Below are 12,324 nucleotides of genomic sequence, written 5' to 3'. Positions count from 1 at the left end.
CTGGCCAACAGACAGCAGGAAAACAATTGAATTCGATTTTGGATCGTTGAACTAGGCTCGCGGAAAAATGTCGAATGCACCATCAGCCCTTCCCCCGTTGGCAAGCCTTCGCGCATTCGAAGCTCTCGCACGGTCCGGCAGCGTCAAACTCGCTTCCGAAAGTCTGAACCTCACGCCGTCCGCGATCACGCATCAAATTCGTACGCTCGAAGCGCACTTCGGGATTCAGCTGGTTCAGCGCAGCGGTCGGAATATCGAACTCACCGAAAACGGGGCGATCTATGCCAGTGCCGTCCTGAGCGCTTTCAACGAATTATTTCGCGCAAGCGACCTCTTGGAGGATAGAAAACGCGGCCCCATCGTCCGTGTCAGCGTAACGCCCACGTTCGCGATGCTCGCTGCGCTCCCTCACCTCGAGAGATTCCGCGTCGATAATCCGGGGCTTGATTTGAGATTGGAGGCCAAGAATACCCTGGCCGATTTCGAGAGAGACAACATCGACGCCGCGGTCCAATTTGGCGAGCCTCCGTTCGGCAGCCTGACCTATCATAGGCTGCTCAGATCGCGCGCTGCCCCATGCGCGGACCCGAAGCTATTGGATCGCTTCGCTCCAATTCAACACCCGGAAAACTTGACGAAGCTGCCATTGATAAAGATCGCTACGGCGCCAGATCTTTGGCAAACATGGTTTGAGGAGTACGAACCGCAGGTCGCTACCAAGGAACCGGACCTAGTCGGCGACAGCCTCTTGACGGCGATACAGATGGCCAGGTCATCGATGGGCGTAGTACTGGCACCTTTTCCTCTGGTCGCACCGCTGGTCAGCAGCGGCGCTCTGGCAGTCATAAAGCAATGGGGCACGAAAAGCATGGCGCTGAGGGATTTCTACTTTACCCATCGGAGGGTCGACGGCTCGTCTGAGAAAATCAAAGCTGTCCATAAATGGCTGAAGGCTGTGGCCAAGGCCTTGGAGACCGATGCTAGAAAGTTCGGGGTTTAGGACAATCCAGGTCCTTGAGCGCGTTCTGCCCAAGTCCGCTATCCGGCGTATTTGCACAGGTGCCGAGTTCGCTGGCTCCGCAACACAGGCCCTATGGGTCTACGCTCTGGATGACAAGTTGTTTACGCCAGGTGCTTAGATTTTTCGCGCTTCCGGGGCCTTTTCGAACCCGGGTGCTTGGTCCGGGCCGAGAATTTGCGCGGTACTTTCGTGATTTCATGGACCTTGGGCTCGTTACCCAGGACATGCTCGCGAGCCACGCTCATTATTTCCGATGCGAATTCCGCATGATCCACCGCCCGGGCCAATAACAACGCACCCACGATCTCAGACACGATGGCCATCGCTTCTCGCTTCGATGGGCCGTTCACGTCCCCGGACAGAACGTCGATCATCTCTCTCAAGCCGTTTGAAAACGTCCTTCGGATGCCCACACCGGCCCGCGGAACCTCGGCACCGAGCGAGGGAAGCGCGCAACCGTTCCCGATATCGTCGCGGTGTCGGTCGGTGAGGTAGTAGTCGACGATGCTCAAAAGGCGTTCTCCGGGACCCGAGCGATCGGCCGCCTTCCGCCATTGCTCCACTGATCCGTCCATGGCTCGGGCGAAAGCTCTTTCGATCAGATCACGACGAGATTTGAAATGGAGATAGAAGCCGCCGTGCGTCAGACCGGCAGACTTCATGAGCCCGGCAACCTTGACGCTTTCGATTCCCCGCTCGCGGATCCGAGCCGAAGCGCACTCGACGATACGAGCCGACGTTCCGGCTCTATGACCCTTCTCGTAGCGCATGATGTCTCGCAACGGGCAATTGGCCGATCAAAATTCGCGACCAGATCTCCGCGCCCGTGCGGGCCATTCGCCGGTCCAATCGCGACTCCAGCTCATCGTATTGCAACCCAATACAGTCCAACACGGCAAAAGCTGCTGCCACGCCTATTCAACATTGAATTACCGACCTCCGGCTATGGATGATAATCATCATCCAGAATTTACGAGGATCTGGCAATGACAAGGATTGCTGCGCCTTCACCCAATCGCCCCGGTGCTCCGGTGCAGATGGGCCAGAACTTTGAGTCGAGCGAGATCCGCAAGCGGGTGGTTCGGGCCAACGGGTTGGAGTTTCCAGTCCTCGAAGCCGGGGACGGGCCGCTGGCGCTTTGCTTGCACGGCTTTCCCGATCATTCGCAAAGCTGGGTTCACGTCTTGGGCCGTCTCGCGCAGGAGGGATATCGGGCCGTTGCTCCGGCGCTGCGCGGATTTTGGACCGGTGGCGCTGCACCCGACGGATCCTACCGTGCCGCCGCGATTGGGCAGGACGTCCTCGCCCTCATCGAAGCTTTGGGCGCCGAACAGGCATATGTCATCGGTCACGATTTCGGAGCACGAGCGGCCTATTCCGCGGCAAGTCTCGACGCCTCGCGGATTCGCAAGCTTGTAGGGCTGGCGGTTCCGTATGGGAAAGGCTTGTCGCAGGCGTTCCTAGCCGACGGCGATCAACAGCGACGAAGCTGGTACATGTTCTTCTTCCATACGCGTTTTGCCGAGCCGGCCGTTCAGCTCAACGACTTCGCCTTCCTCGATCGGCTTTGGCGGGAGTGGTCGCCCAGCTACAAGATGCCGGCTTCGGACCGCATCGCGCTGATCGACACGTTCAGACAGCCCGGAGTCGTGCCCCAGACGCTCACCTATTACAGGCAATTGTTTACCCCGCCACCCGAAACGGAAGCGCAGGCCCTCGAAGCTCGCGCGAACGGACCGATCGCTGTCCCAACCCTCTATCTGCACGGGGAGGAGGACGGCTGCATGTCAGCGCGGCTTAGCGACGATATGGGTGCAGCGTTCACGAAGGGCTTCGAACGCGTCGTCATGCCCGGCCTCGGCCATTTCCTGCATCTCGAGAAGCCCGAGGCGGTTCTGGGCCACATCTTGCCTTTCCTCAAGAGCTGATGGCCTCAAGGCGCGCCGCGCGGCCCACCTTTCCGTTCGAAAAACGTCCCGGTCACATCTTCCAAGGAAACGCCGATGTCCAAACAGCATCCCATCTTGATTACTGGCGCCGGCGGAGATGTAGGCTCCATCAGCAAGACGATGATCAATATGCTCATCGAGAAGAAGCATTCGGTGCGTGCCTTCGTGCGCAAGGACGATGAGAGGGCGCAAGCTCTTCGACAGCTGGGCGCCGACGTATTTGTTGGAGATCTCCTCAACATCGCCGACGTTGCCGCCGCGCTGAAAGGCTGCCGCCGGGTCTATTTCAGCATGAGCTTGAATCCCTATTACACCGATGCAACGATCTTGATGGCTGCCGCCGCGCGCGCACAAGGAGACCTCGAGGTCTTTCTCAATATTTCAGAGTTCGAGCAGTCCTATATGGACTTCACGCGGATGACGGCCCCTTATGAGGCACGGCGGGAGTGGTTGGGAGGACTTGTCACCGACTGGTCGCCGCAGCAGAGAGCCCATTGGACCTCCGAACAGGCTCTGAGTTGGTCCGGCCTGCCGGTGGTCAATATCCGGGCTACGATGTTCGTTGAAAACCCGATTCTTGCCTGGTTTCCGCTCAAGCAGTTGTTGAGCGCAGGCGAGCTCCATCTCCCCTTCGGCAAGCACAAGATCGCCCCGATTGCCGCCTACGACGTCGCCGAGATTTGCACCAGGATCTTGGTCGATCCTTCGCCGCACGTATCGAAGACCTACGAGCTCACCGGCCCGGAGGCGAAGGACATGCAGGGCCTGGCCGAGGATTACGCTTCGACGTTGGGAAGACCCGTTGCCTACGTTCCTCAGGATCTGAACGCCTGGATCGAGGCCTACATCAATGGTGCTCTGGCAGCTCGCGTCCCGCATACCGCGGAGCACCTGAGGACGATCACTCGCCTCGCCGCGAGCGGACGCTACGAGGCCGTCACCGGCGAACTCGAACATCTGCTCGGACGCGCTCCGAAGAGCTTCAGATGGGCCTTGGAGCGATCACCCCGGCTCCTCGAAGCCCGAGCTAAAGCCTGATCGCAACGAATTCTGTCCGAAGCTGCCTCCCGGGCCCCTCGCATAGTGGCTGGCGGCTCAGCTTCTTGCGCCTCTCGCTCCCTTCGCCGCCGACTTGCTTGCGGATTTCACGCGTTGCACCGGACGGCGGAGCAAGGCCTCGGAGGCTTGCTGCAGGTGGCGGAAGCACTCATCGTGCTGCAGGCCAGGATTCAATTTCCCGCCGAGGTGCCGCAAGCCCCATCGACCGAGAGCCAATACGATGACGCCGAGCTCGCGGCCCGGATCCGTCAGGGTATAGGCAGCTCTGGGAGGGTGATCGCTGTAGAACTCGCGGCGCACGAGGCCGTGTTCCTCAAGTATCTTCAAGCGATCGGAGAGCACATTGGGAGCCATGCGGGGCAGGCGCTCCTGAAGATCCTGAAAGCGCATGGTGCCAGGAAGCAAGTCCCTGATGATGAGGAGCGTCCACCGCGCGCCGACGATGTCGAGCGTTCGGGCGACCGGACAAGTTGCATCGAGGCTGTTTCTTGCCATCCAAATGGGGTCCCAGAATCCTTAACTTGTCGAAATATAGTCAATATTCCCGAAATTGAAACTGCGCCGATGTCCCGAGAGCGACGATCTGCGGGCCCGCGTTCCGCACGACCAGGTTCGCTGGGACGGCCGCAGCTCCAATGGCGCCGGCCAGGCGCCTGCGACGCCGACCGCGCCCATCGATCGGTCTTCCTCTTTGTGGCGCCGTGAGATTCTTCGCGCGTGCTCTTAGGAAGTCTGCGGCCCGCCGCTTGCTTGCACTTCACTCCTCAGCTCGCGGCGCAAGATTTTCCCAACATTACTCTTCGGAAGTTCAGACCTGAACTCGATCAGCTTCGGAACCTTGTATGGCGTCAACTGCGTCCCGGCAAAACTGACGAGCTCCTCCGCGGTCAGCTGGGGATCGACGCGAACAACAAAGACTTTCACTGCCTCGGTGGATTTCGCGTCGGGCACGCCGATTGCGGCACACTCCAGGACTCCTGGGTGGCTCGAGATCACCGCTTCCACTTCGTTCGGATACACATTGAAGCCCGAAACGATGATCATGTCCTTCTTGCGGTCCACGATCTTAGTGAATCCGTCGGCCGACATGACACCGACGTCACCCGTTCGAAAGAACCCGTCAGAGGTCATTACCCGGGCGGTCTCATCGGGCCTGTTCCAGTAACCGGACATCACCTGCGGGCCCTTTCCGCAGATCTCGCCGGCCTCTCCAATCGGGAGTTCGTTTCCTTCGTCGTCGCGGATCGAGATATAGGTCGATGGAAGCGGCAAACCGATCGTGCCGGAAAATTCCGTCATGGTCGGCAACGTGGCCGTCAGTGTGGGTGACGTCTCGGACAGTCCGTAGCCTTCGGAAAGCACACAGCCCGTCACCGCAAGCCACTTGTCCGCAACAGCTCTTTGGGTAGCCATTCCTCCACCTATGGCCATCCGCAGCTGCGAAAAATCCACGTTCTTGAACTCGGGATGGCGCAGAAGCCCATTGAACAGCGTGTTGACGGCCGGAAAACTGTGAATCTTGAATTTCCCAAGCTCCCTAACGAGCCCTTCGATATCCCGCGGGTTTACGATCAGAAGATTGATGCCGCCGACCCGCACGGAAAACAGGAAGCAAACGGTAAGCGCGAAGATATGATACAGCGGTAGTGCGCATACTGTCAGCAAAGGTTCGCCCGCGGGAACGCCGCGGAAGGCAGGCTCGCTCCATGCACAAATCTGAAGGACGTTGGCCACCATATTTCGATGCAACAAGGTCGCTCCTTTCGAAACGCCGGTGGTGCCTCCCGTGTATTGCAGGAAGGCAACGTCGTCTGGACCGATATCGGGTCTCCTCAGCTTCGTCTTTCGACCTGCCGACAGCGCTGCGTTGAACGAGACGGCGCCCGGCAGTGCATAGGCCGGGACCATCTTCTTCACCTTCCGCACGACAAAGTCTACGAAAAGGCCCTTTGGACCGAGCAACTCCCCCATCGAGCAGATGACAATGTGCTTGACGTTCGTTCTTGGCAGCACCTTTTCCAAGGTCGCAGCAAAGTTCTCGAGTATGAAGATCGCCTCCGCGCCCGAATCGTTCAACTGATGCTCGAGCTCTCGAGGCGTGTAGAGAGGATTCACATTCACAACCGTGCAGCCCGCACGCAAAGCCGCCGCGCCAGTGATCGGGTTCTGGAGAACGTTCGGCATCATCACCGCAACCCGACTCCCCTTTACCAGGCCTTTGTTTTGCAGATAGGCGCCGATTGCAGCCGACATCTCATCGAGCTCACGGTAGGTGATTGTCTTGTCCATGCAGATTGCCGCTTTGCGATCCCCAAACTTCGCGAAGCTCTCTTCGAACATTTCAATCAATGACGGAAATTGATCGACGTCGATATCCGCAGGGACGCCGTCGGGGTAATTCCTCAGCCAAAAACGTTCCACGTTAGTTCCTCCCAATATGGACCGCCTTTGCGGTCTCGATCTCTTCGCCGAATGCGCCACAGCCAGGAAGACACGCAGTCGGTGTCCGGACACAATGCAGTCAGTCGAGCCGTCGGCGGTTTCCCCTGAACAGCAGGCAATGACCTGAGAGAAGGGCAGATCCAACCGCCCTCCCGACCGGCTCTTTAGCGCGAAAATTCTGAAAACCTAAGTTCCTTTTCAGTATTGACTTTCTATTGAAATTAAAGTGACCTTCTTGGAAGGCAAAGCTGGGCTCGCGAGAGATCCCGCTCGGCTGACCGCGCCACATTCATCGCAGAAGGACATGTCCGGCAGGACGCCCTTTCGTTCTCACGCGAAAGGTAACGACCGGGACTAACGAACGTCAGGAGAAGACGGATGGAGATCGCAGAGTTCATAAGCAACGAAGTCAATTCAAACGAAGTCGTGCTGTTCATGAAGGGATCGCCGAGCTCGCCCGCCTGCGGATTCTCGGCGCAGGTTGTTCGAATCCTCGATCATCTGAGCGTGACGTTCAAGTCGCACGACATCTACCAGTCCGAGGAATTGCGGCAGGGAATCAAGGCGTATTCGGACTGGCCGACGATTCCACAACTCTACGTGCGCGGCGAATTCGTTGGCGGCTGTGACATCGTCACGGAAATGTTCCAGTCGGGCGAATTGCAACAGTTGCTGTCGGAAGAGCACCAAGTCGCGCACTCGTCCTGAGCTTGCCGCAACAATGCTAAGCCCCGTCTGTTTCGCAGGCCCTCGCAATTGTCATGATGACAGCGTGGTCATCAGCTCTAGGGACAGCTGACCGTCCATGCGTCGGGTGGCAGTATGCCTCGCAAGGACGTAGCTCGCTCTCTCGCTGGCGATCGACCGCCCAGCGTCCGCCCCAGGCCTGCTGGGTCGCTATCGTGCGAATTTGGATATGCGCCATCTCACTAGGTCGTCGGCGCCTGGGCCGGCTCTCGGCCGAACATCCCTCAAGCGGGTAGTCGCGCCCGTGTCTTCCTCAACAATCACCAACTTCACCGTGCTCCCCCCGTTCATGTTGATGAATTCGAGTGGAGGTCCGCCGCTCCCGGTCACTCCCCATTTGTCGCCGACCTGAGCGAGTGCCTGAATCACGAGAACCATGTCCCAGCCTCGCACGGACAGGACATACTCATGGCGATCGGGTCCAGTCTGATAGAGACGACGCTCGATCAATCCGTTTCGTTCGAGATGTTTTAGCCGATCAGACAGCGTGGCATGGGTAATGCCGCTCGACTTCTTGAAATCCTCGTACCTGCTTATGCCCAACGAAAGGTCACGTAGGATCAAAAAGGCCCAGCGGTCCCGACGGCGTCCAGGACACCAGCGATCGAACACGCCATTCCTTCAAAGCTTTTCAATCGCATCCGTCATTGGCCCGTTCAAGCACTACACAAAGGCACCCGGCAGAGGAGTCGCATCAGAAAGGGCCAGGCGGCGGCAAAAATCACTTGCCGGTAGTCACTATTATTATTAGAGTGACTATAAGTAAAGCATCAAACATAGCCGCGGGAGGAATTATGCCGGTCCAAGCCGTTCCGCATGAAGTGACAATCGAGATCAATGGTTCGCGCAGGACGATGAGCGTCGAGGCGCGCAGATTGCTTGTCCATCTCATCCGAGAGGATCTCGGGCTCACCGGCACGCATGTCGGGTGCGACACTTCTCAATGCGGAGCCTGTACCGTCGAGATCGATGGACAGGCGGTGAAATCTTGTACCGTCCTCGCCGTCATGGCCGACGGCTTCTCCATCACGACGATCGAGGGCGTGACCGGCGGCGGCGATCTCGACCGGGTTCAGGCGGCGTTTCAAGATCACCACGCGCTTCAATGCGGCTTCTGCACACCAGGCATGGTCATGAGCGTGCGGAATCTGTTGAAGGAAAACGCCAATCCCAGCGAGCGCGAGATACGACACGGTCTTGCCGGAAATATCTGCCGGTGCACCGGCTATCATAACATCGTGCGCGCCGTCGAAAGCCTCGCATCGAAGGGGGACGTGGCATGACCATTTCGACCGGAAAACGACTCGTCGGCCAGCCGCTCAGGCGACGCGAGGACCGCAAACTGCTCGCCGGCAGGGGCCGCTACGTCGACGACATCAAGTTGCCGGGCATGCTACACATGGCGATCCTCCGATCGCCACACGCGCACGCCGCGATCAGCAGCATCGATCTGTCACACGCAAAAGCGGCGCCCGGAGTTCGCCTGGTTCTTTCCGGCGAGGCGCTTGCCGACAGGATCGGTCCTATCGTGCCCAACTGGATTATACCCGGCAGCAAAGTGCCGGTCCGCCCAGTGATCGCGACAGGCCGCGTTCGCTTTGTCGGAGAATGCGTGGCGCTGGTGGTGGCGGAGACGCTGGCACAGGCCTACGACGCAGTCGGGCTGATCGAGGTCGATTACGAGGTGCTGCCCGCGGTGACCGACGAGGCGGCCGCCGTCCAGCAAAGCGCGCCGCAGCTTCACGAGAACGTACCGGGCAACGTCACGACCCTCTACAAGGTCGAGGGAGGCGATTACGCCAAGGCAAATCAGGAAGCGGATCAGGTCATCAGTCTCCGCGTCATCAATAACCGCTTGATTCCGACGTGCATGGAGACGCGCGCGGTCATCGCCGCACCAGAGCCAGACGGCACGCTCACGGTTTATATCGGCAGCCAGGTTCCTCATATGCACCGGCGCTGGATCGCGGAGACGGTCGGCATCCCCGAACATCAATTGCGCGTGGTCGCGCCGGATATCGGGGGTGGCTTCGGTGCCAAGATGCATCTATACCCGGAAGATCTGCTCTGCCCCTATCTCGCTCGCGAATTGAACGTACCGGTGAAGTGGTGGGAGACTCGCTCGGAGAGCCATCAATCGACCAGCCACGGCCGCGCCCATACCGAGGATATCGAGGTCGCTTTCAAGAACGATGGCAGGATCCTGGGCCTCAAGGTCAGCACGCTTGGGAATGTCGGAGCGTACCTGTCAAACATGGCGACCGGCGGCCCGACCGTGAACACGGTCAACTTCGGAACCGGGACCTACAAGATCGACAATTACGAAGCATTTTCCCGGGTCGTCGTCACCAATACGGTGCCAGTAGACGCCTACCGCGGTTATGGCCGGCCCGAAGGAGCTTACATCGCGGAGCGCGCCATCGATGCCGTAGCGCGTCATCTCAATCTCGATCAGGTAGACGTCCGACGAAAGAACTTGCTTCATTCGTCCGATTTCCCTTACCGGCCGTATGGCAGCACCGGCGTGATGTACGACAGCGGCGATTATCAGGCATTACTGGACAAGGCGCTGGCGGCATTCGATTACAAAGGACGCCGCGAAGAATGCGAGCGCTTGCGCGGGAACGGCGTCTACCGCGGCATTGGAGTCGCTGCCTACACCCATATGTGCGGCATGGCTCCATCACGCCGTTTGGCTCCCGGCGGGTTCAACCGCGGAGGTTGGGAAAGCGCTCGCGTCAGCATTGATTCCAGCGGCCGGGCCACTGTTTACTCCGGCTCAATGAGCCAGGGGCAAGGCCATGCCACGTCGCTCTCGCAAATCGCTGCGGACGTTCTGCAAATTCCGATTGACGATATCGAGATCGTTCAGGGCGACACGCGCCAGGTGCAAGCCGGCCACGGCACCTTCAACTCACGCTCCATGGCGGTCGGCGGATCCAGCGTTCACGTGTCTGCCCACCAGGTCATCGCAAAGGCCAAGAAGATCGCTGCGGGCATGCTGGAGGTGGACGAGAAGGACGTTTCCTATTCGGCGGGCGCATTCACTGTACCCGGCACCGATATCGCGCCGCTGACCTTCTCCAAGGTGGCGCGCATGGCTTATGTCGGCCATAAGCTGCCCGACGGAGTAGCCCCCGGCCTCGACGAGACGGTTTTTTATGATCCTACCGGCATGGGCGCGCCGTCAGGCGTCCACCTCGCCTATGTCGAGGTCGATCCCCAAATTGGAACGGTCGACATTCTCGACTATGTCGCGGTGGACGATGTCGGGACGTTGATCAACCCGCTTCTGGCGGCCGGCCAAATCCATGGCGGCGTTGTGCAGGGTATCGCTCAAGCCCTTTATGAAGAAGTCAGCTACGACCCCGACAACGGACAGCTCCTGACCGGTTCGCTGCTCGACTATGCCGTTCCCCGCGCCGAGCATGTCCCGAACATCAGATCCTTGTTCCAGGAGACGCCGTCGCCCACCAATCCGATTGGCGTGAAAGGTATCGGTGAGAGCGGCTCGATCGCTGCTCCGCCCTGCATAGTCCACGCCGTGCTTGATGCACTGTCGCCATTCGGCATCAAACATCTCGATATGCCTCTCACGCCCCCACGAATCTGGGCCGCAGTACGCAACGCACGCGCAGGAGCCGCCTGATGATCCCCGCTGCATTCGATTATGTCCGCGCGTCTTCCCTCGCCCAGGCGATCGAACTGTTGCGCGACAATCCCGACGGAGCGAAGCTCCTGGCCGGCGGCCATACCCTGCTTCCAGCGCTGAAGTTACGGCTAGCTTCGCCCGAACTTCTGATCGACATCCGAGGCATCACCGAGATCAAGGGGATCGAGATCGGCGATACCCATATCAAGATCGGCGCGCTCACGACCCACGCCGAGCTGTGCGCTTCCGAACCCTTGAATCAAATATTCCCGGTCTTCCGGGAGGCCGCCAGTGTTCTGGCCGATCCCCAGGTACGAAACCGCGGCACGATCGGCGGTTCGCTGGCGAACGCCGACCCGGCGGCGGACTGGCCGGCCGTCGTTTTGGCGCTGCGGGCGGAAATTGAAATCGCTGGCGCAGCCGAACGCCGCACCGTACTGGCCGAAGACTTTTTCGTCGATATCTTCTCCACGGCCCTAGAACCCGACGAAGTGCTTGCCGCTATCCACATCCCGAGGCCGAAACCGGGCACGTGTTACACCTATCGGAAGATCCGGCATCCGGCGAGCGGGTTTGCCGTCGTGGGGGTCGCAGTAGGCGTGCAAATGCAGGGCGGTATCGTCGCCGACGTTTCCATCGGTATCACCGGTGCAGCGAACCACGCCTTCGTGGGCAAGGCAGCGTCCGAATTTCTCACCGGCAAGGCTCTCTCTCAGGCCAACATCGATGAAGCCGCCAAAATGGTCAGTGAGATCACCGAATGCCTCTCGGACCGATATGCGCCGGCCGAATATCGTGCGGACTTGATCCGGATCGAGCTCGGCCGAGCTCTACTTGCGCTTTCCTCTTGAGACGGCACCAGCAGGCTTGGCTGCATTGCGGCCACCTGGAGCGCCGCCAAATCGCGTTCGATTGAAGCGCACGGCACCTGTGCCGGGGACGATCTCGACGTCCTCGAGCCGCAAAGGCCGGCCATCCGCCCTTTTCAGCTCCGGATATTTAATCGGACGTCCCGCCGCGCGATCGAGAAACACGACCTGCGGTCCCTCTGGCTCCGCGAGCCAGTCGTCACCCCATTTCTTCAAGGCAAGGTAGGCCGGAAAAAAGTCTCGGCCCTTGTCGGTGAGGACATACTCATATCGTCCCGAATGTTCGGGCAGAGGTACCCGCCTCATAACGCCGGCATTTACAAGCTTCTTCAACCTGACGCTCAGGATGTTTGGGGCGATTCCGACGTACATCTCGAACTCGTCGAAGCGCTTCACACCGTAGTACGCCTCCCGTAAAATCAGGATAGACCAGCGGTCCCCGACGATTTCCATGGCTCGCGCAACGGAGCATTCCTTGTTGGCGAGACGGCCCTGCTTCGCACTGGACATCGGTTTTCACCTCCAAACCCAGCCCCATACCAAATCGAGCGGGATTCGTGTATGTCCAGTTCGAGCCTTTTCGCG

General features: G+C 59.4%; 12 protein-coding genes. 7 read left to right on the top strand and 5 right to left on the bottom strand.

The window, feature by feature from the left end; translation table 11 throughout:
• Positions 1–67 precede the first annotated feature (67 nt).
• A complete protein-coding gene (locus ACVI1L_RS18810) occupies positions 68–1,000 on the top strand; it encodes a LysR substrate-binding domain-containing protein (protein WP_456783510.1) in 933 nt (310 codons plus the stop codon).
• A 122-nt stretch (positions 1,001–1,122) separates the two neighbouring features.
• Here the strand turns inward: ACVI1L_RS18810 and ACVI1L_RS18805 are convergent, their stop codons facing one another.
• Positions 1,123–1,791: a TetR/AcrR family transcriptional regulator gene (locus ACVI1L_RS18805; protein ID WP_456783509.1), complete on the bottom strand. Its 669-nt coding sequence runs from the start codon at positions 1,789–1,791 to the stop codon at positions 1,123–1,125.
• Between the two features lie 216 nt (positions 1,792–2,007).
• Here ACVI1L_RS18805 and ACVI1L_RS18800 point away from each other — a divergent pair, with 216 nt between their 5' ends.
• Both ACVI1L_RS18800 and ACVI1L_RS18795 read left to right on the top strand, forming a co-directional pair.
• Positions 2,008–2,949 carry an alpha/beta fold hydrolase gene (locus tag ACVI1L_RS18800; RefSeq protein ID WP_456783508.1) on the top strand — a complete coding sequence of 314 codons (942 nt, stop codon included), beginning with the start codon at positions 2,008–2,010 and terminating at the stop codon, positions 2,947–2,949.
• 75 nt (positions 2,950–3,024) lie between these two features.
• On the top strand, positions 3,025–4,008 hold the full coding sequence (locus tag ACVI1L_RS18795; RefSeq protein ID WP_456783507.1) for an NAD(P)H-binding protein: 984 nt from the start codon (positions 3,025–3,027) through the stop codon (positions 4,006–4,008).
• A gap of 57 nt (positions 4,009–4,065) precedes the next feature.
• Here the strand turns inward: ACVI1L_RS18795 and ACVI1L_RS18790 are convergent, their stop codons facing one another.
• Entirely contained in the window at positions 4,066–4,524 is a 459-nt protein-coding gene (locus ACVI1L_RS18790) for a winged helix-turn-helix transcriptional regulator (protein ID WP_456783506.1), read from the bottom strand.
• A gap of 228 nt (positions 4,525–4,752) precedes the next feature.
• Entirely contained in the window at positions 4,753–6,450 is a 1,698-nt protein-coding gene (locus tag ACVI1L_RS18785; RefSeq protein ID WP_456783505.1) for a long-chain-fatty-acid--CoA ligase, read from the bottom strand.
• 399 nt (positions 6,451–6,849) lie between these two features.
• Here ACVI1L_RS18785 and grxD point away from each other — a divergent pair, with 399 nt between their 5' ends.
• Positions 6,850–7,179: a Grx4 family monothiol glutaredoxin gene (gene grxD, locus ACVI1L_RS18780; protein WP_456783504.1), complete on the top strand. Its 330-nt coding sequence runs from the start codon at positions 6,850–6,852 to the stop codon at positions 7,177–7,179.
• A gap of 189 nt (positions 7,180–7,368) precedes the next feature.
• Here the strand turns inward: grxD and ACVI1L_RS18775 are convergent, their stop codons facing one another.
• Positions 7,369–7,830 (bottom strand): winged helix-turn-helix transcriptional regulator, encoded by a 462-nt coding sequence (locus tag ACVI1L_RS18775; RefSeq protein WP_456783503.1) that lies wholly within the window; start codon positions 7,828–7,830, stop codon positions 7,369–7,371.
• Positions 7,831–8,012: 182 nt separating this feature from the next.
• On the opposite strand from ACVI1L_RS18775, the gene ACVI1L_RS18770 reads away from it, so the two are divergent.
• Genes ACVI1L_RS18770 through ACVI1L_RS18760 form a run of 3 tightly spaced genes read left to right on the top strand, consistent with a single transcriptional unit; the run spans position 8,013 to position 11,721 of the window.
• The gene (locus ACVI1L_RS18770) at positions 8,013–8,501 is read left to right on the top strand and encodes a (2Fe-2S)-binding protein (protein WP_456783502.1); all 489 of its coding nucleotides are present in this window, start codon (positions 8,013–8,015) and stop codon (positions 8,499–8,501) included.
• On the top strand, positions 8,498–10,867 hold the full coding sequence (locus tag ACVI1L_RS18765) for a xanthine dehydrogenase family protein molybdopterin-binding subunit (protein ID WP_456783501.1): 2,370 nt from the start codon (positions 8,498–8,500) through the stop codon (positions 10,865–10,867). Before ACVI1L_RS18770 ends, ACVI1L_RS18765 begins: the two co-directional genes overlap by 4 nt.
• Positions 10,867–11,721 (top strand): FAD binding domain-containing protein, encoded by an 855-nt coding sequence (locus ACVI1L_RS18760; protein WP_456783500.1) that lies wholly within the window; start codon positions 10,867–10,869, stop codon positions 11,719–11,721. The genes ACVI1L_RS18765 and ACVI1L_RS18760 overlap by 1 nt, the downstream gene beginning before the upstream one ends.
• Here the strand turns inward: ACVI1L_RS18760 and ACVI1L_RS18755 are convergent.
• Positions 11,701–12,249, bottom strand: a complete 549-nt coding sequence (locus ACVI1L_RS18755) for a winged helix-turn-helix transcriptional regulator (protein WP_456783499.1) — start codon at positions 12,247–12,249, stop codon at positions 11,701–11,703. The genes ACVI1L_RS18760 and ACVI1L_RS18755 overlap by 21 nt on opposite strands.
• Positions 12,250–12,324 lie beyond the last annotated feature (75 nt).

Source organism: Bradyrhizobium sp. USDA 4516, from assembly GCF_054055915.1.
Note: the sequence above shows the minus strand (reverse complement) of the source record. Positions and strands in the feature narration are given on the sequence as shown.